Source organism: Pseudomonas sp. GL_139_B (assembly GCF_057834475.1).
The window spans coordinates 334,859-356,198 of sequence record NZ_CM174403.1; the positions used below are offsets into that span (position 1 = coordinate 334,859).

25 protein-coding genes and 1 tRNA gene are annotated in these 21,340 nt (G+C 58.2%); 7 read left to right on the top strand and 19 right to left on the bottom strand.

Annotated elements, in window-relative coordinates; translation table 11 throughout:
* Nucleotides 1–16: 16 nt before the first annotated feature.
* The 16 genes from AC3ISI_RS01515 to AC3ISI_RS01590 all read right to left on the bottom strand — a co-directional run bounded on the left by AC3ISI_RS01515 (nucleotide 17) and on the right by AC3ISI_RS01590 (nucleotide 11,488).
* A complete protein-coding gene (locus AC3ISI_RS01515) occupies nucleotides 17–379 on the bottom strand; it encodes a hypothetical protein (protein ID WP_489335162.1) in 363 nt (120 codons plus the stop codon).
* Nucleotides 376–1,242, bottom strand: coding sequence for a hypothetical protein (locus AC3ISI_RS01520; RefSeq protein ID WP_489335163.1), 867 nt, complete (start codon nucleotides 1,240–1,242; stop codon nucleotides 376–378). Before AC3ISI_RS01520 ends, AC3ISI_RS01515 begins: the two co-directional genes overlap by 4 nt.
* Nucleotides 1,243–1,525: 283 nt before the next feature.
* Entirely contained in the window at nucleotides 1,526–1,822 is a 297-nt protein-coding gene (locus AC3ISI_RS01525) for a hypothetical protein (RefSeq protein ID WP_489335165.1), read from the bottom strand.
* On the bottom strand, nucleotides 1,819–2,988 hold the full coding sequence (locus AC3ISI_RS01530; protein ID WP_489335166.1) for an AAA family ATPase: 1,170 nt from the start codon (nucleotides 2,986–2,988) through the stop codon (nucleotides 1,819–1,821). The genes AC3ISI_RS01525 and AC3ISI_RS01530 overlap by 4 nt, the downstream gene beginning before the upstream one ends.
* On the bottom strand, nucleotides 2,985–3,395 hold the full coding sequence (locus tag AC3ISI_RS01535) for a virulence-associated protein E (RefSeq protein WP_489335168.1): 411 nt from the start codon (nucleotides 3,393–3,395) through the stop codon (nucleotides 2,985–2,987). Before AC3ISI_RS01535 ends, AC3ISI_RS01530 begins: the two co-directional genes overlap by 4 nt.
* Before the next feature lie 2 nt (nucleotides 3,396–3,397).
* Nucleotides 3,398–3,688: a DUF3077 domain-containing protein gene (locus AC3ISI_RS01540; protein WP_489335169.1), complete on the bottom strand. Its 291-nt coding sequence runs from the start codon at nucleotides 3,686–3,688 to the stop codon at nucleotides 3,398–3,400.
* On the bottom strand, nucleotides 3,685–3,867 hold the full coding sequence (locus AC3ISI_RS01545) for a hypothetical protein (RefSeq protein ID WP_489335170.1): 183 nt from the start codon (nucleotides 3,865–3,867) through the stop codon (nucleotides 3,685–3,687). Before AC3ISI_RS01545 ends, AC3ISI_RS01540 begins: the two co-directional genes overlap by 4 nt.
* 383 nt (nucleotides 3,868–4,250) lie before the next feature.
* Nucleotides 4,251–4,475 carry a helix-turn-helix transcriptional regulator gene (locus tag AC3ISI_RS01550; protein ID WP_489335171.1) on the bottom strand — a complete coding sequence of 75 codons (225 nt, stop codon included), beginning with the start codon at nucleotides 4,473–4,475 and terminating at the stop codon, nucleotides 4,251–4,253.
* A 141-nt stretch (nucleotides 4,476–4,616) separates the two neighbouring features.
* Complete coding sequence (locus tag AC3ISI_RS01555) at nucleotides 4,617–5,363, bottom strand: hypothetical protein (RefSeq protein WP_489335172.1); 747 nt, start codon at nucleotides 5,361–5,363, stop codon at nucleotides 4,617–4,619.
* Nucleotides 5,364–5,454: 91 nt separating this feature from the next.
* Complete coding sequence (locus AC3ISI_RS01560) at nucleotides 5,455–6,660, bottom strand: tyrosine-type recombinase/integrase (protein ID WP_489335173.1); 1,206 nt, start codon at nucleotides 6,658–6,660, stop codon at nucleotides 5,455–5,457.
* On the bottom strand, nucleotides 6,647–7,096 hold the full coding sequence (locus tag AC3ISI_RS01565) for an Arm DNA-binding domain-containing protein (RefSeq protein ID WP_489335174.1): 450 nt from the start codon (nucleotides 7,094–7,096) through the stop codon (nucleotides 6,647–6,649). The genes AC3ISI_RS01560 and AC3ISI_RS01565 overlap by 14 nt, the downstream gene beginning before the upstream one ends.
* A 163-nt stretch (nucleotides 7,097–7,259) precedes the next feature.
* Nucleotides 7,260–7,335, bottom strand: a tRNA-Phe gene (locus AC3ISI_RS01570).
* Nucleotides 7,336–7,438: 103 nt separating this feature from the next.
* On the bottom strand, nucleotides 7,439–7,711 hold the full coding sequence (locus tag AC3ISI_RS01575; protein WP_489335175.1) for an oxidative damage protection protein: 273 nt from the start codon (nucleotides 7,709–7,711) through the stop codon (nucleotides 7,439–7,441).
* Nucleotides 7,708–8,775: an A/G-specific adenine glycosylase gene (mutY, locus tag AC3ISI_RS01580; protein ID WP_489335176.1), complete on the bottom strand. Its 1,068-nt coding sequence runs from the start codon at nucleotides 8,773–8,775 to the stop codon at nucleotides 7,708–7,710. The genes AC3ISI_RS01575 and mutY overlap by 4 nt, the downstream gene beginning before the upstream one ends.
* Nucleotides 8,772–11,003, bottom strand: coding sequence for an AsmA family protein (locus AC3ISI_RS01585; RefSeq protein ID WP_489335177.1), 2,232 nt, complete (start codon nucleotides 11,001–11,003; stop codon nucleotides 8,772–8,774). The genes mutY and AC3ISI_RS01585 overlap by 4 nt, the downstream gene beginning before the upstream one ends.
* Before the next feature lie 71 nt (nucleotides 11,004–11,074).
* Entirely contained in the window at nucleotides 11,075–11,488 is a 414-nt protein-coding gene (locus AC3ISI_RS01590; RefSeq protein WP_489335178.1) for an acetyl-CoA sensor PanZ family protein, read from the bottom strand.
* A gap of 221 nt (nucleotides 11,489–11,709) precedes the next feature.
* Between AC3ISI_RS01590 and AC3ISI_RS01595 the strand changes: the two genes are divergently transcribed.
* From AC3ISI_RS01595 to AC3ISI_RS01625, 7 genes are all read left to right on the top strand, one after another.
* Nucleotides 11,710–13,374 (top strand): OFA family MFS transporter, encoded by a 1,665-nt coding sequence (locus AC3ISI_RS01595; protein WP_489335180.1) that lies wholly within the window; start codon nucleotides 11,710–11,712, stop codon nucleotides 13,372–13,374.
* A gap of 254 nt (nucleotides 13,375–13,628) precedes the next feature.
* Nucleotides 13,629–14,222 carry an imidazoleglycerol-phosphate dehydratase HisB gene (gene hisB, locus AC3ISI_RS01600; protein ID WP_007897437.1) on the top strand — a complete coding sequence of 198 codons (594 nt, stop codon included), beginning with the start codon at nucleotides 13,629–13,631 and terminating at the stop codon, nucleotides 14,220–14,222.
* Nucleotides 14,222–14,860 (top strand): imidazole glycerol phosphate synthase subunit HisH, encoded by a 639-nt coding sequence (gene hisH / locus AC3ISI_RS01605; protein WP_489335181.1) that lies wholly within the window; start codon nucleotides 14,222–14,224, stop codon nucleotides 14,858–14,860. Before hisB ends, hisH begins: the two co-directional genes overlap by 1 nt.
* On the top strand, nucleotides 14,861–15,118 hold the full coding sequence (locus AC3ISI_RS01610) for a DUF2164 domain-containing protein (protein ID WP_489335182.1): 258 nt from the start codon (nucleotides 14,861–14,863) through the stop codon (nucleotides 15,116–15,118).
* A 42-nt stretch (nucleotides 15,119–15,160) separates the two neighbouring features.
* On the top strand, nucleotides 15,161–15,898 hold the full coding sequence (gene hisA / locus AC3ISI_RS01615) for a 1-(5-phosphoribosyl)-5-[(5-phosphoribosylamino)methylideneamino]imidazole-4-carboxamide isomerase (RefSeq protein ID WP_017336056.1): 738 nt from the start codon (nucleotides 15,161–15,163) through the stop codon (nucleotides 15,896–15,898).
* Nucleotides 15,899–15,907: 9 nt separating this feature from the next.
* On the top strand, nucleotides 15,908–16,678 hold the full coding sequence (gene hisF / locus AC3ISI_RS01620; protein ID WP_007949037.1) for an imidazole glycerol phosphate synthase subunit HisF: 771 nt from the start codon (nucleotides 15,908–15,910) through the stop codon (nucleotides 16,676–16,678).
* A gap of 168 nt (nucleotides 16,679–16,846) precedes the next feature.
* Nucleotides 16,847–17,602: a substrate-binding periplasmic protein gene (locus tag AC3ISI_RS01625; protein WP_489335183.1), complete on the top strand. Its 756-nt coding sequence runs from the start codon at nucleotides 16,847–16,849 to the stop codon at nucleotides 17,600–17,602.
* A 149-nt stretch (nucleotides 17,603–17,751) separates the two neighbouring features.
* Here AC3ISI_RS01625 and AC3ISI_RS01630 read toward each other — a convergent pair whose 3' ends face one another.
* Genes AC3ISI_RS01630 through AC3ISI_RS01640 form a run of 3 tightly spaced genes read right to left on the bottom strand, consistent with a single transcriptional unit; the run spans nucleotide 17,752 to nucleotide 21,179 of the window.
* A complete protein-coding gene (locus AC3ISI_RS01630; RefSeq protein ID WP_489335184.1) occupies nucleotides 17,752–18,528 on the bottom strand; it encodes a divergent polysaccharide deacetylase family protein in 777 nt (258 codons plus the stop codon).
* Nucleotide 18,529: 1 nt separating this feature from the next.
* Nucleotides 18,530–19,849, bottom strand: coding sequence for a S41 family peptidase (locus AC3ISI_RS01635; protein WP_489335185.1), 1,320 nt, complete (start codon nucleotides 19,847–19,849; stop codon nucleotides 18,530–18,532).
* Nucleotides 19,850–19,880: 31 nt separating this feature from the next.
* Nucleotides 19,881–21,179, bottom strand: coding sequence for a murein hydrolase activator EnvC family protein (locus tag AC3ISI_RS01640; protein WP_489335186.1), 1,299 nt, complete (start codon nucleotides 21,177–21,179; stop codon nucleotides 19,881–19,883).
* Between the last annotated feature and the right edge of the window lie 161 nt (nucleotides 21,180–21,340).

Sequence of the window (21,340 nt, forward strand, 5' to 3'; positions counted from 1 at the left end):
TCTCAAAGCCAGGGGATTAATCCGGCGCTGTGGCGTACTTATCGGCCATTTCCACGGCCACCACATCATCCATCACCGAACGCTCGAAAATCTCCATCTGAGCCATCTCGACATCCTTCTCGCTGATCTGGTGTAGCAGTGCATACACTCGCCCGGGGTAATGCGCGGCCAGAACCTGCGCCGCCCACTGTGCTTTTTGCTCGGTGGCAAACGGACGAACAATGCTCCGCTCGCCCGTTGACTTGACCGCCTCCCAGCAGACCACCGACCAAAACATGACCTTCTTGCCCAAGGTTTCAAAGCCTTGGCACATCGGTCGCTCGACGGCATTGGCGACCCACGTCCGGTATGGGCTCAACTTCTCTACGGGCGGCTTCACCCGAGCAGCACCGACGGGTCGTCGAGCAGATTGCGATAGCTAATTGAGCAGCTACGATCTGCCATATGGGGAATTTTCATAGAGCGAAAGGCTTCGTTACTGCCGAGGCTCACCAGATGGCTGCCAATGGTAACCAGCGCCTGCACCTGTTGATCCCAGGCGTCCTCCAGCTTCGCAATCTGCGACGTCCGAACTTTTTCCCGGGCGATCTCTTGTTCCTTCAGCGCACTCCCAATCTGTGCATCAATTGCTTCGGCTTCGGCCCGCAGCGCGGTCAGCAGAGGCTCGTCATGCTCCTTGGCATGATGGGCCCGCTGACGCTCTGCCGTCGCTTCCTGCGTGGCTTTCTCCGCGGCAGTGCTGGCGAGAAAGTCACCCATGGCCGTTGCTCGGGCACGCGCTTGCACCGAGAGTTGCAACGCTATGTCGGCGTTCTTCCCGGCGTCTTCGTGCTTGGTTTCAATGTCCTTCATGGCGCTCTGCACACGCTCGGCACCGTCCCGCAGGCGACCAACCTCTGACGTGAGTTCCTGGTCCCGCTTGTTGTTGGCCACAATCTGTTTGTCAGCATTGAGCAGTGTGGACAGGCGTTCGATGTCTTTGTGCAGGTACACCAGTTGCGTCTTCAGACTTGAAGCGGCGTGCTCAAATTTGTACGCCTCGTTCTGTAACTGGAATCGTTGTTGCCACTGCTCTTGGGTGCAGTCTTCAATGCGCAAGGGTATGGCATTGAGCGTCTCCCGCAATGGCTCGCTCTGTTCGTTGAGCACTTTAACTTCCCGCTCCCACTCGGTTTTCTTGCTCTCCAGCTCCTTCAGCAATTTGGCGTTGTTGGGTTTGGTGGCTTGGGTGAGGTCAGTCATAGGTGATTCTCCAAAAAATAATAAGTGAGGTGGATCGGCGGGCTGGCCAAGCCTTATGTGCCGAGCACCTCCCGCCAGATCACTGGGCAGAGGCTGCGTCGTTTATAGAAAAACAGGTGTGTGTTCCCCCCTGTTCCCCAACATCTCTATATGGGGGAACGCCCCAAAGCCCCGGAAACATTGGCTGTTCCCACTGTTCCCCGCGCTCCCCACAAATCTAGGTTCCTGTGAAGTCGGCCATTGGTGTTGAGTCGTCATTCGCCATACCGCAACTGGTAGGCGGTCATGGCGTCACCTCTGCATTTGGCCAAATGGAATGGACGACGCTTTGGGCTTCCTCATAGGTGCAGGGCTCGCCGACCATCGTGAAAGGCCGGCAACCTGGAAGCGTGACCTGCCAATGAGTTTTTCGCGCAAGGCCGTCATTCGCTGCCAACTCGGCCAGCAACTCCAGGCGGTGAGCGCGGATGTACTTTTGCAGGGTGTCGGTGACCAAGGACCGAGGCGATACGACTACTCGGTTACCCTTTTTACGTGCGGATAAGCCGAACTGGGCGAGATAGTCGATGGCGGTATTCATATCGCCACCTCATCCACGCCGACGTCGGCTTCTTCGCAGAAATGCAGTGACTCCGTCGACTCCGCTGGGCGAAAAAGTGCAAATTCACCCTGTGCCTGAGGCAGCGACCAACTAACGACAGTGTCGCTCCCGAAGCCCGAGCGGGCCGTCACTATCGAAAGGCGCTCACGGGCGTTGCGGATTTGTTTCTGCGTGTAGCCATTGCCAGTCATCAACTGCTTGGCATCTTTTCCCGTCAGTGGCCCGGCACTTAGGATTCGTCGCAAGGCTTCTGCCGGGTCGTCGCTGTCATCAAGGCGTTCCTCCTCAGTCGCTTCGACATCCCCCAAAATCTCGCGGGCGCTCCCCTCGATGACGCCACCCCACAGCACACGCGTGGCCTCAATCCCGCCACCGATGTCGCAAGGCTCGATGGTGTAGGAGACGCCACCCTCATCGGTGCCGATGTTGGATTTCGCCCGCGCCAACACTCGCTGGCCAGAGTCTTCCTGCTTGGCTGCCACCAGCACCGTCCGCGCCAGCGCCGAAAATGCCTGCGAACCGATCACCCGGTCAGCCGGTGTCGATCCAGCACCACCCTTGGCAAAGTGAGAAATCCCCACTACCGCGCAAAGGTTCTGTTCGGCAAAGTCCACCACGCCCTGCAACGCTCGGCGCACGTCATTGGCCTTGTGCATATCACCCTTCACTGCACTGACGATGGGGTCGAGCATCAGCAGCGCCACACCGCCGATCTCGTTTGCCGCTGCGCGTAGCAGTGCAATGTCGTTAGCCGGGTCGAACGGGTCAGCGTCTCCTTGGGCATTGGTGCGGCCCTGAATGATGTGAACCCGGCTCAGGTCCGCGCCAGCAGCAGCGAGTCGAGGCACCAGCGTATCGGCGGGGTCATCTTCGCTTGACCAGATAATGGCATTGCCTGGCTCACTGCAAAGACTCCCGTCCGGCCAGCGCCCCCCCGTGGTGATTGTTGCAATGAGGCTGATTAGCAGCGTGGTTTTCCCGGTACCGCCAGCACCAGCCAGGATGTGCAGCTTCCCCTTGGCCAGCCAGCCAGGCCAAAGCCAGCGAATCGCCACCGGCTTGATATTGGCTGCGCTTACCAGGTTGACCTTCCATACCGCTGCCTCAGTTTCCGCCCATTGGTCAGCAAAACGATCAGTCGTCATTTGATCCCCAGGCGTTGCTTGGCAGTTTTGAAACGCTCGATATCGTCACCCTCAAGTTTCCCTTGTTCGAGTAATGACTTGCCGATGCGGTAAACCATGCGCTCATGTTCAATGGCGGACTTACTTGGCCAGCGACGTGGCTGCTTTTCACTAGGGAACAGATCGCGCAACTCCAGTCCGATTGCTGAAACAATGTTTTGTGTGGTGCAGCCAGCCCAACATTTGAGTAAAACAACACCGTCCGAAGTTTCACTAATAGCCAAACTTGGGTTCTTGTCATCATGTGCAGGGCAGCAGGCTTTCCACTTGTTAGTGCCAGCGGATTTAACTTTGTCGAGACGACTAAGGGTTTTGTCCAGACAAACCGATCCCGCCAGCGCAACTTGGCGCTGTTGATTCATTGTCATGGTTAAGCCCCTGGGCGGCTGTCGTTAACTTCTTCCAGTTTTCCCCACACTGCATCCAGCGCGGCTTTGGCACTTTCAAGTGTGTGGACCACCATAAAGGCATTACTACCTTGAAGTGGCTTTTCACCCATAGCTGCATCCATAAGAATGTCCATCACCGTCGAGATGAAGTCCGAGGCGCTATTCAGGGTGTCTTGGGCGTCGATATCAGGGTTAACGCGAAACAGCTTTTGTTTTTTCGACACGTCGCCAGTGCTGGTGAAGTGAACTTCGAGTGTTGTCAGCCGCTTCATTGCGTACCCCCGGCCAGCATCGCTTCAAAGAAACGGGCGCGGGTAATTTCGGCGTTGTAACGCTCGTGGCGAACTTTGAGGCTGGATTTGCTCTTGAGTTGGGAAAGGGCGCGAGCACGGTGACGCTCGGCTTTGTTCTGGATTTCGGACGGAGTGAGGCTGAAAAGACGGGTAAGCATGGGTGTAGCTCCTTTTGCTGAGGAGCTGCCACATTCGTTACCAAGCGAATGGGTGGCAGCTGTACGCGGGTTGGTAAACCGGGGCAAAAGGAACCCGGCAGACCCGAAGGTCTCCCACGCACAGCCGCCATAAAACGGAAATGCGGACGTAAAAAAAGCGCCTGCAATCGTAATAGGGGCGCTGTTGCGCCTTTTGCTGATCGGGTTACCAAGCCCGGTCGCTGAATTTGCAGCGACCGCAAAACAGTAACCGCGAAAGCTGTCACTGGCAACCGATTTCACCAGTCGTGCCCTCGTGCCCTCAGTTGCGCCCACCCTTAGGCATGGGCACGACTGCATAAAAAGGGCACGACTGGCAAAGTGATGGCAATTGTTGAGAGTCATTAGGCTGCCTCTCCACGGCTTTCGGCAATGCGCTCATTGATCCACTCCAGAACCTCAGATTCGATCCAAACGACACATTTGGGGCCGAGGGTGATTTGTTTGGGGAAGGTGCCAGCGGCGATACGGCGGTAAATCTCAGTACAGGAAATGCCTGAAATGTCCTGGACTTTTTGGCGCTTGATAAACCGTTGAGCAGGTGAGGGGGTATTGGTAGTGTTTGCCATCGTCAGCGCCTCCTAGGGCGGTGTAGGGAGTCGACGGTGGCAATGCTGACGGGCAGGAGAAGTTGTTTATAGTCCGGTGTGCGGCGCAGACCGTACTGTTTGCGCGGCAGACCGTACAGTCTGCGGCGCAGGCCGTACTCCTCATTTACTGTCTTTTACGTGTTTCCCAATCCATTCGTATAGCGTTCTCTGTTTCATCCCCTCGCGTCTAGCTACGATTTCGCTGAAGTCGGCGCGGCTTGGGTACTCGCCAGAAGTCCAGTCCCATTCTGCCAGCAGCCTTGCTTTTATTTCGTTAGTTGGGGTGTGTCGTTTTTCTGCCAACTTTGTTGCTCGCTCAGAGGCTGATCGCTCGTGTTTTTCTTTGGAATAACCTTCGGCATTGAACTTTTCGAGGCGGCACTTGGTTTCCGTAATTATCACGAACAGTTTTAGCGCGTCCTCGTAGGCTTCCTTTTGATAAAGCCAGCACAAGTAGTCGTACTGATAGATCAGTAATGCAGTTATTCTCAAATAATCGGCGGATATAAAGACGTCTGTGAGGGGGAGGACTGCAAACTTATCTAGTGTTTCTCTCACAGAGTCTTCGTGTTCATCTTCTTCAATGTGTGAGGCGTTTCGGTTGTCTTCGTCTAGTAATGAAATAACTGCCCCAATGAATTCTTCTACTTCGACAGCAAGATCGAACGGATGCGAATTTTGCCAAGGTGAATCAAACAAGTCGTTAGACACAACCTCTGCTATATCTTCAAGTTGGTAGGACAGCGTCTCGCTGAGCTGTAGTGGAATGTTTGCTAGGCGTCTTTCAGGGTCAGTATAAGGGTCGTAGTTATCGAGTTGTTCGTAGACTGCTTGCAGGTCGATATGACGTAGACTTAGGCAAAGCATTCGCATCCTCCAGATAGCCCCCACAGTTAAAATCATTTGGTAGGTCGGGCGGGTGGGGGTATCCGCTATTCGTTAGGCTGGTTGAAGCCAGTTAAGCCTTTCGCTTGATGCTCACCACGTTAGCGCCAGCACACAGGGCGTCTATCGAGTCTGCCCACGCTTGCATCATTTCCCGGCGCTGCTCGACGTAGGCCGCATGGTTGTAGGTGCCGCGTATTTCGTCGCTGTCACCGTGGGCAAGCTGGCGCTCGATCCAATCCTTGTTGTACCCGCGCCCGTTCAGTTCGGTACTCAGCAGGTGGCGGAAGCCGTGGCCGGTCTGGCGCCCCTCATATCCCATAAGACGAAGCGCCTTGTTGACGGTGTTTTCGCTCATTGGCCGTTCAGGGTTGGCGCCAGCGAAGACCAGGGCATAACGCCCGGTGACTTCTTGGAGTTGGCGCAGGATGGTGACGGCTTGGCGGGGCAAGGGGATGATGTGCGGTCGACGGGCTTTCATGCGCTCGGCGGGGATCGTCCAGTTAGCGGCGTCTAAGTCGAACTCCGACCACGGCGCTTTGCGTAATTCACCAGGGCGAACGGCTGTCAGTGTCAGCAGGCGTATGGCATGCCGGGTTAGAGTATGGATGTTCACGGCTTCGCACTTGGCCATCAGCTCGGGCAATTCAGCAAAGGTAACGTGCGGGTGATGGCGCGCGGCTTTGGCTGGTGCGGCGACCACGCTCAGGTCGGTGGCCGGGTTGGCGTCTACCACGCCCTTGGCAAGCCCATACCGGAATATCTGGTGTAGCCATTGGCGGATCTTGCCGGCTGCGTTGAGAGTGCCTCGCGCCTCGACCGTGCGCACCAGTTCAACCAGCTCGGGCCGGGTGATGGCTTTGATCGGGCGGCCGCCGATGCCGGAGATGATGTCGTTATCCAGGTACAGCTTGGCCTTGTAGGCGGTGGCATCTGCCCATCTTGGCGAGTTGTAGTCGTACCACTCCCGTGCCAGCGTCTCGAAAGTCAGCTCGTCCACCCTCTGAGCCTGTTTGGCGGCTTTCTTCTGCTCTCCGGGGTCGGCGCCCTCGGCTAGTTGCTGGCGTGCCTCATCGCGGCGCTGGCGAGCTTGGGATAGCGTGACGGCTGGATAGGCGCCGAAGGCTAATTTTTTTTCCTTGCCTGCAACCCGGTACTTGAGTCGCCACAGCTTTGAGCCATTCGGAGTGATCTCTAGGTAAAGCCCTTGCGCGTCACTCAGCTTGTAGGGCTTTTCTTTGGGTTTGGCGGTCTTGATGGCGCTGTCAGTTAGCGGCATGAGTGGCACTCTCCGGCTGGACAGCTAACAGGAAGGCGCGCACGGCGGCGGTCTGTTCAGGGGTGAGACTAAGAATCTGGTTGGGCGTTTCGATGGTCAGCGAGTTTCCCACTGTCATAACCAAACGAAAGGCTTTTGCTCTTGACCTATGGGCGGTGAGCTCAGCTCGTTCGGCTTTGCGTGCGGCGCTTGGATCGGCCCCAACTTTTAATTGGGCGCGGGCCTCATCTCTTGCCTTGATGGCTTGCGTAAGTGTTACGTCGGGAAAGGCGCCCATGCTCAAGCTCTTTGCTACGCCATCGAGGCGGTAGCGGAATCGCCACAGTTTTGAGCCGGTGGGGTTTGTCAGCAGGTATAGCCCCAGGCCAATGGTGGTTTTGTACGGTCTTGCCTTGGGCTTTAGTGCTGCAAGCGCTTCTTCGGGCGTTGCGTCCATTCTGGGGGCCTCTTTCCTGACCGAACTGAGAGGCCACCAATTAAGCCCCCAAAGCTTTGGGCTGCCTAGGTCAGTTTAGGAAAGCATAGACAACAAAAAGCCCGCACTAGGCGGGCTTCTTGTGGGCTTTCGGGTGGTTTTGGCACCACCTGAAATTAATTAGTGGTGCCCAGAGACGGAATCGAACCGCCGACACGGGGATTTTCAATCCCCTGCTCTACCGACTGAGCTATCTGGGCAACGGGGCGCATTAAACTGGTTTTTCAGGGGGTCGTCAAGAAAGTTTTCAAAAAAATTTTAATTATTACCGTCGCTTACGATCCGCCCCCCGAGAAATCGGGATTATTCAGTCGGCGCAACGTAGCCGTCAGCCTTGTCGTATTCCTCGCCGGAGAAGTACTTGTCCATCTCGCCCTGAAGATATTTGCGATCTTCGGCGTTCATCATGTTCAGGCGTTTTTCGTTGATCAGCAGGGTCTGGTGCTTTTGCCAGTCGGCCCAGGCCTTGGCCGAGACGTGGTCAAAAATGTCCTGACCTTTTACGCCCGGGAAGGGAGCGCGTTCCAGGGCGGGCAATTCTTCTTTGTACTTGCGGCACATCACGGTGCGAGTCATTGCAATTCTCCTGCGTTCAATACGGCGGCCGCGCGTTCGAGCAAGGTTTTGACCGGGGCGGCAAGACCCAGGCGCGGCGGGGTGGCGAGGTTATACCAGAGCCAGTCGGCCTCGGCCACGTGATGGCCAGCCTCCTGGACCCGGACAAGCCAGGGTTCGATGGACAACTGAAAGTGGCTGAAGGTGTGCACCAGGCTCGGCAGCGCTTGTTGGCTGCCCAGTTCCAGCGAGTGCTGCGAGGCCAGATGTTGCAAGTCGTTGAGGTCATCCAGCTCCGGCAGACTCCATAGACCGCCCCACAGGCCCGTGGAAGGGCGACGGTAAAGCAGAATCGCGCCTTCACTGTTGGCGAGCATCGGCATCAGCGTGCGCTTCTGTGGCACGGTTTTACGCGGTTTGGGGACCGGGTAGCGGGTTTCCAGGCCGAGCATGTGCGCTTCGCAGCCCTTTTGCAGGGGGCAGAGCAGGCAGCTCGGCTTGCTGCGGGTACACAGCGTGGCGCCCAGGTCCATCATCGCCTGGGTGTAGGCGTTGACCCGATCATGCGGCGTAAAGCGCTCAGCGTTGGCCCAGAGCTGTTTGGCGACCTTCGGCTCCCCTGGGTATCCCTCTTGCGCTGTAAAGCGCGCCAGGACGCGTTTGACGTTGCCGTCGAGGATCGGCGCCCGCAGGCCCATGCTCAGGCTGGCGATGGCGCCCGCCGTCGACAGGCCAATGCCCGGCAGATCAACCAGCTTTTCAACATCCCGTGGAAACTCGCCGCCGTATTCAGCCACCACAATTTTCGCGGTCTTCTGCAGGTTGCGTGCGCGGGTGTAGTAACCCAGGCCGGTCCAGAGGTGCAGCACTTCGTCTTCCGGCGCGGCGGCCAGGGCTTCGACCGTGGGCAGCGAGGCCATGAAGCGGTCGAAGTAGTTCAACACGGTACTGACCTGGGTTTGCTGCAACATGATTTCCGAGACCCACACCCGATACGGGGTGATGCCCTGTTGCCAAGGCAAATCGTGGCGACCGTGGCGGTCATACCAGTCCAGCACCGCCGATGAAAACTGCTCGGTTCTCATCGCTTGAACAGCCCCTTCAATGCGTTTTTCAGTTCAGGACTGACTTTGTCGCCTAGCTTCTCGTCGATTTTTTCGCTGATCTTGTCGCCCGCCAGTTTGCTTGCGACCTGGCCCATGCGTTCGTTATCCAGACGGCAGGCCTTGGCGCCGAGCTCCAGCGGACCCCGGCAACGCAGCGGCCATTCGATACCGACATATTTTTCGCCAACCTGGCAGGCCGGGTCCGGAATGGCGCTCGTATCGCCTTCGACGATGATGCCCACGCGATAGTCCATGCCTAGCACGCGAAGATCGACGTCGCCGTCGCCATTCACGGTCATGCCTGGGATGCGCACTTTCAGGTCTGGGTTGCTGGCCACGCCGTTACGGAAGGTCAGGTTGCCCTTGAGTTCCTGGAACGGTGTGTCCTTGCCCCGTGGCTCGCCGCTGAGGGTTTTGCGGTTCAGGGTGGCGATGCCTTTGCACAGCTGTTGTTCAAGGTTGGCATTGAGCAGCACGCCATTGTTGATGACGAAACTGGCGTTGCCGTTGAGGCTGTCGATCAGCGCTTTCTGGCTATTGCCACTGGCGGTCAGCGCGCTGTTGAGCGTCACCAGGCCTTTGACCGGCGGGTTTTTGCCTTGGCTTTCGAGGATTTTTTCTACAGGCACCTTATTGATGCGCGTCTGCATGTTCAGCGCAGGTTCTTGCTGGCGCACGTCAAGGGTGCCCTTGGTTTCGAAGTTGCCGTCGTACAGGTCACCGCGCAGGTTCTCCAGGGTCAACAGGCCGTCCAGGCCAGTGACCTTGAGCGCCGCGTTGTGGATCGGCAGCTTGTCGAGGGTCAACTGGCCAAAGGTCAGGTCGGCGTCCACGTCGAGTTTGCTCAAGCGTTCGACCGGCAACAGGCGTTCGCTGCTCCACGCCCCCTTTGTCGGTGATGCCGGCAGCGGAGTGCTGCCCGCGCCGGCCATGGCATCGGCCTCGGTGCTGGCAACTTCCGCCTGACGCACCTGTGTCGCGCTGTTGGCTTCGGCGGATTTGGGTGGCAGGTAGCGGTCGACATTGAACGCGTCGGCCTTCAGGACTGCACGTAGCGATTGTTTGGCGAAATCCTCGACGGCGATGCGGCCACTGAAGCTGCTGTCATCGACTTTCAGGTTGATGTTATCGAACGAAACGCTGGTCGGCGTGCCGGCAACGCGGCTCACCAGTTCGACTTTGCTCAAACTGCCTTCGGCCATGGCCGGAAGCTTCTGGCCAATACTGTCGACGAATTTCGCCAGGTCGAACTGGGCAATCGAAATGCCGCCGCTGATCTGCGGCGTCTTATCGAGGTCGTTGACCTTGAGTTCACCCAGTGCGCGCAATTGGTTGGCAGAGATCTTGATGCCGGTCCATTCGGCGACGTTCGCAGCTTTATCCAGCAGCAATTGCCCTTGGGCGGCGAAGGTCATGGTTTTGCCTTGCAACGGATCACCGGCGACTTCGCCGGACATTTTCATGTCTTCGAATTTGTAGCGTTGCAGTGCGCGTTCGAAACGCAGCTCACCAGCGAGCTCGGTACGCACCCGCAGAACCGGTTGGTTAGTGCCGAGGAATGCGGTGAGTTTGACCGGGATGTTAGTTGAGTCATGCACCGGGCCTGTACTCAGCTGGATACTTTCGGCGCTGAACTGCCTGCCGGTCTTCTCGTCGCTGTATTCGACGCGGGCGTTGTTCACGGTCAGGCTGTCGATGTCCAGGCGAATCGGCTGGGCCGGTTTCTCTACCTGAGCGGTGGTTTCCGGCGCCGGTGCAGGTTCGTCAGGAGTGGCAGGTGTCGTGGTCGGAGTGGCTGGCGCCGGGACCTTGCCGACGTCTTCCCAGTTGCCATGGCCGTCCTTGTCGCGGTTCAGGCGCAGGTTCAGGCCTTCGACACGCACATCGCTCATCTGCACTTCACGGCGCAGCAGCGGCAGCACGCGCACTGACAGGCCAAGCATCTGCAAATCAGCGAACGGCTCGGTCGGCTTGGCCAGGGTCGCGACACTGGCTTCGTGCAACTCCAGGCCCAGCCACGGGAACAGGCTCCAGCCGATGTCGCCATTGAGCGTCAGCTCGATGTGGGCCTTGTCGCGGGCAATCTGGCGAATCTCGTCTTTATAGTCGTTGGGATCGAAGAGGTGGGTCAGGGCAAAGCCCAGCGCCACAATGATCAGCAACAGCCCGAGAAGCACCAGACCCAGGATTTTGCCGAACGCTTTCATGGGCGAGTCCTTGTAGATAGTCGAATTCGAAATTTAGCCGGGGAGTATAGCGCTCTGTAGCGGACGACCGGTCAGGCGATCTCTGCGGGCAATACATCCAGTGGCAGTTTCAGCTTGGCTGCCAGTGCCCGGGCTTCAAGATGCCCGGCGGGGGCCAGCAGGCGCAGGGTGGCGCCGGAATCAGAGGCCATTTTTTGCGCTTCGTTCACCAGGCGCTCGGCGACGCCGCGACGACGGGTAATTTTTCTTACGCAAAGTTGCGACAAGTGCCAGACGTCCTGATGCCGTTGCAAGCGGGCCGCGCCGAGTAGTCGATCATTGAAGCGTCCGGCGATCAGCGAACCGTCCCGCAAGCAGGCTTCGATCAGCTGCACATCCCCTGAAAACGGGGCGAACAGCCAGTCCGGGGCGTCGCGGTAAATTTTCTGCAGGTCTTGCTGATCCTGGTAAGTGGCCTCGTTCAGTGGTTCGACAATGATCGGCATGGCGTCTCCTTAAGAGGTACGAGAACAGGGGACATACAAAAGGTGATATCAGTTTGGTTTTTCTCTGACGTTCAAATGGTAACCTTTGCCCGTTCGTCCGTCCTGCGGCGACGAGATGTCGCACACAAAGCAGCTTTCCCCAACAAAACGGTCCTGCGTGCGCATTAAGGCTGGGGGTGAGGAGTGGCTGGCGAACCCTACTAATAATTGGGGGACACACAATGACCACGAGCATCACGGCGGACGGCCTCAAAGCCGGCCAGCCTGCGTTTCTGTCCAAGGAACGCATCATCGCCAAGCCTGGTTTTAACCGTTGGCTGGTGCCACCGGCCGCTTTGGCCATCCACCTTTGCATCGGCATGGCCTACGGTTTTTCGGTGTTCTGGTTGCCACTGTCCAAGGCGCTGGGCGTGACCAAGTCGGTTGCCTGTGCACCGGACATGAGCTTCATTTCGCAAATTTTCTCGTCGCAATGCGACTGGCCGATCTCGATGCTCGGCTGGATCTACACCCTGTTCTTCATCTTCCTCGGCTGCTCGGCAGCAATCTGGGGTGGCTGGCTGGAACACGCCGGGCCGCGTAAGGCTGGCGTTGTATCGGCGCTGTGCTGGTGTGGAGGTCTGCTGATTTCAGCACTGGGAATCTATACCCACCAGATCTGGCTGATGTGGGTCGGCTCCGGGGTCATTGGTGGTATCGGTCTGGGGCTGGGTTACATTTCGCCGGTTTCGACGTTGATCAAGTGGTTCCCGGACAAGCGCGGCATGGCGACCGGTATGGCGATCATGGGGTTCGGTGGGGGCGCGATGGTCGGTGCTCCGCTGGCCGCAGCCCTGATGGGCCATTTCACTTCGCCAGCCAGCGTCGGCGTTTGGCAGAGCTTTCTGGTAATGGCCGCAATCTACTTCGTGTTCATGATCGGTGGTGCATTGTCTTATCGCGTTCCGCCAACCGGCTGGAAGCCTGAGGGCTGGACCGCTGCGGCGAAAAAAGCCGCGAACGCGATGATCACCCACCGCCATGTTCATGTGAACGTCGCGTGGAAAACCCCACAGTTCCGTCTGGTGTGGCTGGTGTTGTGCCTGAACGTGTCGGCCGGTATCGGCATCCTCGGCATGGCGTCGCCGCTTTTGCAGGAGGTGTTCGGAGGCAAATTGATCGGTGTTGACCTGCCGTTCGGTCAACTGGACGCCGGGCAGTTGGCTTCGATTGCGGCGATTGCGGCCGGTTTCACCGGTTTGCTGAGCTTGTTCAACATCGGTGGCCGGTTCTTCTGGGCCTCGTTCTCCGATTACCTGGGGCGTAAAAACACCTATTTCGTGTTCTTCGCGTTGGGTTTTGCGCTGTATGCGTTGATCCCGAACCTCGGTCACTTGGGTAACGTTTCGCTGTTCGTCGCGGCGTTCTGCATCATCCTGTCGATGTACGGCGGTGGATTTGCGACTGTTCCGGCTTATCTGGCGGACCTGTTCGGCACGCAAATGGTGGGTGCGATCCACGGTCGTCTGTTGACGGCGTGGGCGGCAGCGGGCGTGTTGGGTCCGGTGTTGGTGAACTACCTGCGTGAGTATCAGCTGAGCATCGGCGTTGAACGTGCCGCTGCTTACGACATCACCTTGTACATCCTCGCAGGCCTGCTGGTGCTGGGGTTCCTGTGCAACCTGCTGGTGCGCCCGGTGGCTGACAAGTACTTCATGACCGACGCTGAACTGGCTGCCGAACAGGCACTGGGCCACGACAAAGGGGCTGACAGCAGCACGGTGCTGGAGTGGAAAGCCGCACCGGGCACCAAGCCTCTGGCCGTCGCTGCATGGCTGGTGGTGGGGATTCCGTTGGCGTGGGGTGTTTGGGTGACCCTGCAGAAAACGGCAATCTTGTTCCACTAACGCAAAACCTTGTAGGAGCCGGCTTGCCGGCGAAGGCGTCCTCATTGCCGCTGCACTTCGCCCGGCCGCCTTCGCTGGCAAGCCAGCTCCTGCAAAAGCCGTGTATTCGCTATGAATGCTGGCTTGTATGGACATGTCTATCCCCGACAGCACGGGGTTCTATCCGTCAGCCATATCACGTCTCGTGTTTCTGTTTCGGTCCCGCGCCCCTATAATGGCTGTCTTTTTCGCCCAATGATTTTGCGGAGCTGGTGATGGCCGAACGTATGGCGTCAGTCGAGCGCGACACTCTGGAAACCCAGATCAAAGCCTCGATCAACCTGGATGGCACCGGAAAGGCCCGATTTGATATCGGTGTTCCTTTTCTTGAGCACATGCTGGACCAGATCGCCCGTCACGGGCTGATCGACCTGGATATTGTCAGCAAGGGCGACCTGCATATCGACGACCACCACACCGTGGAAGACGTTGGTATCACCCTGGGTCAGGCCTTTGCCAAAGCCATCGGCGACAAAAAAGGCATCCGTCGATACGGCCACGCCTATGTGCCGCTCGATGAAGCGCTGTCGCGCGTGGTGATCGACTTCTCCGGCCGCCCAGGCCTGCAGATGCATGTGCCGTATACCCGCGCTACCGTCGGTGGATTCGACGTTGACCTGTTCCAGGAATTCTTCCAGGGCTTCGTCAACCATGCACTGGTCAGCCTGCACATCGACAACCTGCGTGGCACCAACACCCACCACCAGATCGAAACCGTGTTCAAGGCTTTCGGCCGCGCCCTGCGCATGGCCGTCGAGCTCGATGACCGCATGGCCGGTCAGATGCCATCGACCAAAGGCGTTCTGTAATGCAGACGGTCGCGGTTATCGATTACGGCATGGGCAACCTGCACTCGGTGGCCAAGGCCCTCGAGCACGTCGGTGCCGGCAAGGTCTTGATCACCAGCGATGCCGACGTGATTCGCGAAGCCGACCGGGTGGTTTTCCCCGGCGTCGGCGCGATTCGCGATTGCATGGCGGAGATTCGTCGCCTGGGCTTCGACTCGCTGGTGCGAGAAGTCAGCCAGGACCGCCCGTTCCTCGGCATCTGCGTGGGCATGCAAGCCTTGCTCGACCATAGCGAAGAGAACGACGGCGTCGACTGCATCGGCCTGTTCCCGGGTGAAGTGAAGTTCTTCGGCAAGGATCTGGTCGAGGACGGCGAACACCTGAAAGTCCCGCACATGGGCTGGAACGAAGTGAAGCAGAAGGTGAGTCACCCGCTGTGGCACGACATTCCGGACCTGGCGCGTTTCTATTTCGTGCACAGCTACTACATCGCCGCCGGCAACGCGCGGCAGGTGGTGGGCGGCGGTCACTACGGTGTCGATTTCGCCGCGGCGCTGGCTGAAGGCTCGCGTTTCGCCGTGCAGTTCCACCCGGAAAAGAGCCATACCCATGGCCTGCAATTGCTGCAGAACTTCGCCGCGTGGGATGGTCGCTGGTAAATGGCGGTCAAGAAGAAGCCACCGATCCTGACCCTCACGCCCGAACAGGAGCGCGAGGCCAATCACAAGATCAAACGCTTCATGGAGGATCGCTTCGAACTGGACCTGGGTTCATTCGAAGCGGCCGAAATCCTTGAGCTGTTTACCCGTGAAATTGCTCCGCACTATTACAACAGGGCGATTTTCGATGTGCAGGCGCACCTCAAAGAGAGGTTCGAAAGCATCGAAAGCGACTTGTGGGCGCTCGAGAAAAACTGATTTCCGAGCGAAGCTGAATACTCGAATTTGAAGGTTTGCCAGATGCTGATTATTCCCGCTATCGATCTCAAAGACGGTGCCTGTGTTCGTCTGCGCCAGGGCCGCATGGAAGATTCCACGGTGTTCTCCGATGACCCGGTGAGCATGGCTGCCAAGTGGGTGGAGGGCGGTTGCCGTCGTCTGCATCTGGTCGACCTGAACGGCGCTTTCGAGGGCCAGCCAGTCAATGGCGAAGTGGTCACCGCGATTGCCAAGCGTTACCCGAACCTGCCGATCCAGATCGGCGGTGGTATCCGCTCGCTGGAAACCATCGAGCACTACGTCAAGGCTGGCGTGAGCTACGTGATCATCGGCACCAAAGCCGTGAAAGATCCGGCTTTCGTTGCTGAAGCCTGCCGCGCGTTTCCGGGCAAAGTGATTGTCGGCCTGGACGCCAAGGATGGTTTCGTTGCCACCGACGGCTGGGCTGAAATCAGCACCGTTCAGGTCATCGACCTGGCCAAGCAGTTTGAAGCCGATGGCGTGTCTGCGATCGTTTATACCGACATCGCCAAAGACGGCATGATGCAGGGTTGCAACGTACCGTTCACCGCCGCACTGGCCGCCGCCACGCGCATTCCAGTGATCGCGTCCGGCGGTATTCACAACCTCGGTGACATCAAGTCGCTGCTCGACGCCAAAGCGCCAGGCATCATCGGCGCGATCACCGGCCGGGCAATCTACGAAGGCACCCTCGACGTCGCTGAAGCGCAAGCTTTCTGCGATTCGTACAAAGGCTGAGGACTGACCATGGCGCTGGCCAAACGCATCATCCCTTGCCTGGACGTGGATAACGGCCGGGTTGTTAAAGGTGTGAAGTTCGAGAACATTCGCGATGCCGGTGACCCGGTGGAAATCGCCCGTCGTTACGACGAGCAGGGTGCCGACGAGATCACGTTCCTCGACATCACCGCCAGCGTCGACGGTCGCGACACCACGCTGCACACCGTTGAGCGCATGGCCAGCCAGGTGTTCATCCCGCTGACCGTGGGCGGTGGTGTGCGCACCGTGCAGGACATTCGCAACTTGCTCAATGCCGGTGCGGACAAGGTTTCGATCAATACGGCAGCAGTGTTCAATCCAGAGTTTGTCGGCGAAGCGGCGCAGCATTTCGGTTCGCAATGCATTGTCGTCGCCATCGATGCCAAGAAGGTTTCACTGCCGGGCGAAACCCCACGCTGGGAAATCTTCACCCACGGCGGTCGAAAACCTACCGGTCTCGACGCTGTTGAATGGGCGAAAAAAATGGAAGGCCTCGGTGCCGGTGAAATCCTGCTGACCAGCATGGACCAGGACGGCATGAAAAACGGCTTCGACCTCGGTGTGACCCGCGCCATCAGCGATGCCCTGGGGATTCCGGTAATCGCATCCGGTGGTGTCGGCAACTTGCAGCACTTGGCTGACGGCATCCTTGAAGGTCACGCCAGCGCAGTATTGGCGGCGAGTATTTTCCACTTCGGCGAATACACCGTGCAGGAAGCCAAGGCCTACATGGCGCATCGCGGTATCGTCATGCGTTAGGCACCTACGAAAACTGTCTTCGCGACGATCATGCTGTTTTAAAGGCTGGCTTGCTCGATCGCCGCTCGACGAGTTTTCGTACAGCGCCTAAACAAACAATACAGGCAAGTGGACATCATGGCGGGCTCAAGGCACTCTTGGGTACGCCATGGATTTCGGTAGCCAGACATGCTCAAACGCCTTCTTCTAGTCCTCGCCAGTGCCTCTCTGTTGTTTATCAGCGGAATGCATGCCGCAGAAAGACCCGACACCGACCTGGTGTTGCTGACGGAAAATTTCCCGCCGTACAACATGGCGAAGAACGGCAAAAACTTCGCTCAAGACGAGAACATCAATGGCATCGCCGTGGACATTGTCCGTGAGATGCTCAAGCGTTCCGACATCACGTATAGCCTGACGCTACGTTTTCCTTGGGAGCGAATCTACAAACTCGCCCTCGAAAAGCCCGGTTACGGCGTGTTCGTGATGGCGCGTTTGCCTGATCGCGAGAAGCTTTTCAAGTGGGTCGGCCCGCTTGGTCCGGATGACTGGATCATGTTGGCCAAGGCTGACAGCAAGATCACCCTCGAAACGCTGGATGACGCGCGCCAATACAAAATCGGCGCCTATAAGGGTGATGCAATTGCCGAGACGCTCGCCAAGCAGGGGCTGAATCCAATCGTTGTGCTGCGCGATCAGGACAATGCGAAGAAACTGGTCAACGGCCAAATTGATTTGTGGGCCACCGGTGATCCGGCGGGACGTTATCTGGCGCGACAGGAAGGCGTGAATGGTCTCAAAACGGTGCTGCGCTTCAACAGTGCCGAGCTGTACCTGGCGTTGAACAAAGACGTGCCGGACGAGATGGTGGCTAAACTTCAGGCTGCGCTGGATCAACTGCGTAAAGAAGGCAAGGTCGACGAGATCATGGCTAAGTACCTCTAACGCTCACCACCGAACCTTCTTGGATGCACATTCCACTGTGGGGGCGAGCTTGCTCGCGATGAGGGAGTGTCAGTCGACATCATTGTTGTCTGACATACCGCTATCGCGAGCAGGCTCACTCCCACAGTTGGTTTGGTGGTGGTTGCGGCTTAGCGGTACACCCCATCTTTGCCATGGGCAGCCGTCGCACGATTACCCCGCACGCTGATCATCTGCTTGATATCAATCCACTCAATCCCCTGAGCTTTCAGCTTCGGCAATTCCCGCTCCAGAACCGCCAGCGTCTGCGGATACGGATGCCCGATCATCACCGCAGAACCCTGCTTGCGCGCCAGGCTGATCGCCGTCTGTAACTGGGTGAAGATGGCCGCTTCGGTGCGCTCGTCATCCAGAAACACATCCCGCGAAACGCTGGCCAAGCCAATTTTCTGCGCTTGGGCGGCGGCAACGGTTTGCGCGCTGGTGCGACTGTCGACGAAGAATTTGTGCCGTTGCTGCAAATCCGCCATCAACCAAGCCATGGCGGCCGGTTGAGCGGTCATTCGGCTGCCCATGTGGTTGTTGATGCCGGCGGTATAGGGCACGACCTTGAACGCCGCATTCAGGCGTTTTTCCAGCTCTTCGATGGGCAAGTCCGGGTGCCACGCGAAGGGGCCAGTAGCGGGGTCCATGGGCATGTGCAGGATGACGATCTTGCCGGCACGATGCGCTTCGCGGGCGAATTCGGTGGCGTGGGGCGTGTCGGGCATGATTGCCGTGGTCACCGGGCCGGGCAGAGCCAGCACGCGGCGATCCCGGGGCAGGTTCTGCCCCAGATCATCGATAATCAGGCTTAGATAGGCTTTTTGAGGGGGAGTCTCGACGGGCGCTGCGTAAGCAACACCCGTCAGGCCGAGCAATAAACCCAGGATGAACCGCTGGAGCACCTCAGCGGCCGGACGTAATGTTCAACCCTTTGAGCAGGCTCAAGGCCTGGGCCAACTGGTAATCATCATCCTGCGGCATGGCCTTGGCTTTGCCGCTGGAGCCGGTCGGTTTGTCGGCGCCGCCGTTGCCATTGCCCAAGTGGCCTTGTAAATCGGCTTCCTTGAAGTACTCGCTGTCTTGCTCGCTGGTGATCTTGGCCTTGCGCACTTCGATGTCCGGGACAATGCCCTGAGCCTGAATCGAGCGGCCGTTCGGGGTGAAGTACAACGCAGTAGTGATCTTCAGGGCGCGGTCGTTGTTCAGTGGCAGCACGGTTTGCACCGAGCCCTTGCCGAAACTGGTGGTGCCCATCACCACGGCGCGTTTTTGATCCTGCAAGGCACCGGCGACAATTTCCGAAGCCGAGGCACTGCCGCCGTTGATCAGCACGACCATTGGCACGGCTTCACTTTCATCCTTGCCGGTCGCGGAGAAGCGCAACTCGGAGTTGGCGATTCGGCCCTTGGTGTAGACGATCAGGCCCTTTTTGATGAAGTGATCGACCACTTCCACCGCAGCCTGCAGCACGCCGCCCGGGTTGTTACGCAGGTCGAGGATGATCCCTTTGAGCTTCTTGCCGTTTTCCTTGCGCAGCTTGGTCAGTGCCTGGGAGACCTCTTCGCCGGTCTTGACCTGGAACTGAGTGATGCGGATATAGCCGTAGCCGTTTTCCAGCAGCTGCGCCTTCACGCTCTTCACTTGAATGATCGCGCGGGCCAGGGTTACGTCGAAGGGCGTGCCGCCATCGCGCACCAGGGTGAGGGTGATTTTCTGGCCGATCTTGCCGCGCATTTTGTCCACGGCTTCGGTCATTGTCTGGCCGCGAGTCGGCTGGCCATTGATCTTGACGATGAAGTCACCGGCCTGAATGCCCGCCTTGGACGCCGGGGTGTCATCGATCGGCGAAACGACCTTGATGAAACCGTCTTCGGCGCCGACTTCGATGCCCAGGCCACCGAATTCACCGCTGGTGCTTTCCTGCAACTCGGCAAAGTCTTCCGGGCCGAGGTAGGCGGAGTGCGGATCGAGGTTGCTGAGCATGCCTTTGATGGCATTTTCCAGCAGGGTCTTGTCATCTACGGGTTCGACATAGGCAGCCTTGATCCGGTCCATGACCTCGGCAAAGGTGCGCAATTCTTCCAGAGGCAACGGTGCCTTGGTCGTCGCGGCAGTGCCCGCAGGCGCGACAGCCGGCGCTGGTTGAACGGCGAACGCCAGAGGCGCGCCGATCACCAGGGCGATCGTCAGGGCCAGCGAGGTAAGGCGGGACAAATGCAGCATGTCAAACGAACTCCTGAATTAGGTAGCGTACTTATCCTTGCGCACGACACCATTGCGCCGGATCACTCGGGTGACCCTGCTGACGAATAGCGAAATACAGCGCTGGTGTGTCCTGCCCGCCACTATTGCCGACAGTGGAGATGGACTCACCGGCTTTTACCACGTCACCCGCAGACTTGAGCAACGTCTGGTTGTGACCATAAAGACTCAGAAAGCCGTTGCCGTGGTCGAGAATCACCAGCAGCCCGGCACCACGCAACCAGTCGGCAAACACCACGCGACCACCATGCACGGCATGCACCTGACTGCCGGCGGAGGCGCTGATCATCACCCCGTCCCACTTGGTGCGGGCATCGTCCCCACGGGATTCGCCAAAGCGTGCCAACAATCGACCATCAACCGGCCACGGAAGTTTTCCCCGGGTCAACGCAAAAGGGCCGCCAAAGGTTTCGCCTGAACTTGAAACCAGCGCGCCGGGGGTCGACTTAACCGGTTTGCGTGGGGCATCGGTGGTTTCTGCATCTGCTGCAGCCTGAGCCTCACGTAAACGCTTTTTTTCGGCTTCCTGCTGGGCGATCAGCGCTTTTTGCCGCGCTTCTTCTGCCTCACGGGCTTGGCGAGCCAAGGTTTCTTCAATGGTCTTAAGGACTTTAGACAGGTCTGCCTGATCCTGCTCGCGGGAGGCCAGTTTCTGGTCGCGAGCCTTTACGTCTTCGTTGAGCTTGGCCAGGACTTGCTGGCGCTCCTTGCGGACTTTTTCGAGTTCGTCGCGCTGGCTGTCGAGGCTGCTCTTCTGCACCAGCAACTGCGCCTGCTGCGCATCTATGTCTTTTTCGACATTGGCCAGTTGGCGCAGGGTTTCGTTGAAATTCTTCAGCTGCTCCAGGCGGGCCTGGCTCAGGTAGTCGTAGTAGGTGAGGGTGCGGGCGAACTGTTCCGGATTCTGCTGGTTCAGCAGCAGCTTCAAGTACTCCTGACGGCCGTTTTGATAGGCCGCGCGGGCCTGAATGGCGATCAGTCGTTGCTGTTCAATGCGTGCGCTCTGGAGTTTTTTTTTCTCGGCATCGAGTCGCTGTAGCTCGGTTTCGCTTTTCTTCAGCTCTTTTTGCAGGGCGTCGACCTGTTTCTCGAGCTTGCCCATTTCGGTCTCGGTGCCTTTGAGCTCTTTTTGCACACCGGATTTTTCTTCCTGCAACTTGCCCAGTAGTTTTTTCAGCTCGGCAATGTCCTGACGCGTGGCGTCCAACTGTTGTTGGGTTTGCTCGCGCTCGTCAGCGAAGGCCGGTTGGAGCAGGCAAGTCAGTGCTAGGGCTATCAGGACGCGGAGCATAGAGGCGGGCGGCACCAGGGAAAGGGACGGCCTAGTATGCCCGCCATGCGTGGCAAAAAAAATGCCCAATTGGGGCTGTGTGATAACTGGAACAGAGTTACATCTAAAAACACCCCAAAACTACTGTGGGAGCTGGCAAGCCAGCTCCCACAGGTTTTTGC

Bases quoted from the DNA above. Each gene is read 5' to 3' on its own strand.
- AC3ISI_RS01545 (WP_489335170.1), bottom strand. From the start codon at position 3,867: ATGCTTACCCGTCTTTTCAGCCTCACTCCGTCCGAAATCCAGAACAAA.
- AC3ISI_RS01555 (WP_489335172.1), bottom strand. From the start codon at position 5,363: ATGCTTTGCCTAAGTCTACGTCATATCGACCTGCAAGCAGTCTACGAA.
- AC3ISI_RS01525 (WP_489335165.1), bottom strand. From the start codon at position 1,822: ATGAATACCGCCATCGACTATCTCGCCCAGTTCGGCTTATCCGCACGT.
- AC3ISI_RS01625 (WP_489335183.1), top strand. From the start codon at position 16,847: ATGCTCAAACGCCTTCTTCTAGTCCTCGCCAGTGCCTCTCTGTTGTTT.
- AC3ISI_RS01590 (WP_489335178.1), bottom strand. From the start codon at position 11,488: ATGCCGATCATTGTCGAACCACTGAACGAGGCCACTTACCAGGATCAG.
- AC3ISI_RS01575 (WP_489335175.1), bottom strand. From the start codon at position 7,711: ATGACTCGCACCGTGATGTGCCGCAAGTACAAAGAAGAATTGCCCGCC.
- hisH (WP_489335181.1), top strand. From the start codon at position 14,222: ATGCAGACGGTCGCGGTTATCGATTACGGCATGGGCAACCTGCACTCG.
- AC3ISI_RS01585 (WP_489335177.1), bottom strand. From the start codon at position 11,003: ATGAAAGCGTTCGGCAAAATCCTGGGTCTGGTGCTTCTCGGGCTGTTG.
- AC3ISI_RS01635 (WP_489335185.1), bottom strand. From the start codon at position 19,849: ATGCTGCATTTGTCCCGCCTTACCTCGCTGGCCCTGACGATCGCCCTG.
- AC3ISI_RS01540 (WP_489335169.1), bottom strand. From the start codon at position 3,688: ATGAAGCGGCTGACAACACTCGAAGTTCACTTCACCAGCACTGGCGAC.
- AC3ISI_RS01640 (WP_489335186.1), bottom strand. From the start codon at position 21,179: ATGCTCCGCGTCCTGATAGCCCTAGCACTGACTTGCCTGCTCCAACCG.
- AC3ISI_RS01565 (WP_489335174.1), bottom strand. From the start codon at position 7,096: ATGGACGCAACGCCCGAAGAAGCGCTTGCAGCACTAAAGCCCAAGGCA.
- mutY (WP_489335176.1), bottom strand. From the start codon at position 8,775: ATGAGAACCGAGCAGTTTTCATCGGCGGTGCTGGACTGGTATGACCGC.
- AC3ISI_RS01530 (WP_489335166.1), bottom strand. From the start codon at position 2,988: ATGACGACTGATCGTTTTGCTGACCAATGGGCGGAAACTGAGGCAGCG.
- hisF (WP_007949037.1), top strand. From the start codon at position 15,908: ATGGCGCTGGCCAAACGCATCATCCCTTGCCTGGACGTGGATAACGGC.
- AC3ISI_RS01550 (WP_489335171.1), bottom strand. From the start codon at position 4,475: ATGGCAAACACTACCAATACCCCCTCACCTGCTCAACGGTTTATCAAG.
- hisB (WP_007897437.1), top strand. From the start codon at position 13,629: ATGGCCGAACGTATGGCGTCAGTCGAGCGCGACACTCTGGAAACCCAG.
- AC3ISI_RS01535 (WP_489335168.1), bottom strand. From the start codon at position 3,395: ATGACAATGAATCAACAGCGCCAAGTTGCGCTGGCGGGATCGGTTTGT.
- hisA (WP_017336056.1), top strand. From the start codon at position 15,161: ATGCTGATTATTCCCGCTATCGATCTCAAAGACGGTGCCTGTGTTCGT.
- AC3ISI_RS01520 (WP_489335163.1), bottom strand. From the start codon at position 1,242: ATGACTGACCTCACCCAAGCCACCAAACCCAACAACGCCAAATTGCTG.
- AC3ISI_RS01560 (WP_489335173.1), bottom strand. From the start codon at position 6,660: ATGCCGCTAACTGACAGCGCCATCAAGACCGCCAAACCCAAAGAAAAG.
- AC3ISI_RS01610 (WP_489335182.1), top strand. From the start codon at position 14,861: ATGGCGGTCAAGAAGAAGCCACCGATCCTGACCCTCACGCCCGAACAG.
- AC3ISI_RS01595 (WP_489335180.1), top strand. From the start codon at position 11,710: ATGACCACGAGCATCACGGCGGACGGCCTCAAAGCCGGCCAGCCTGCG.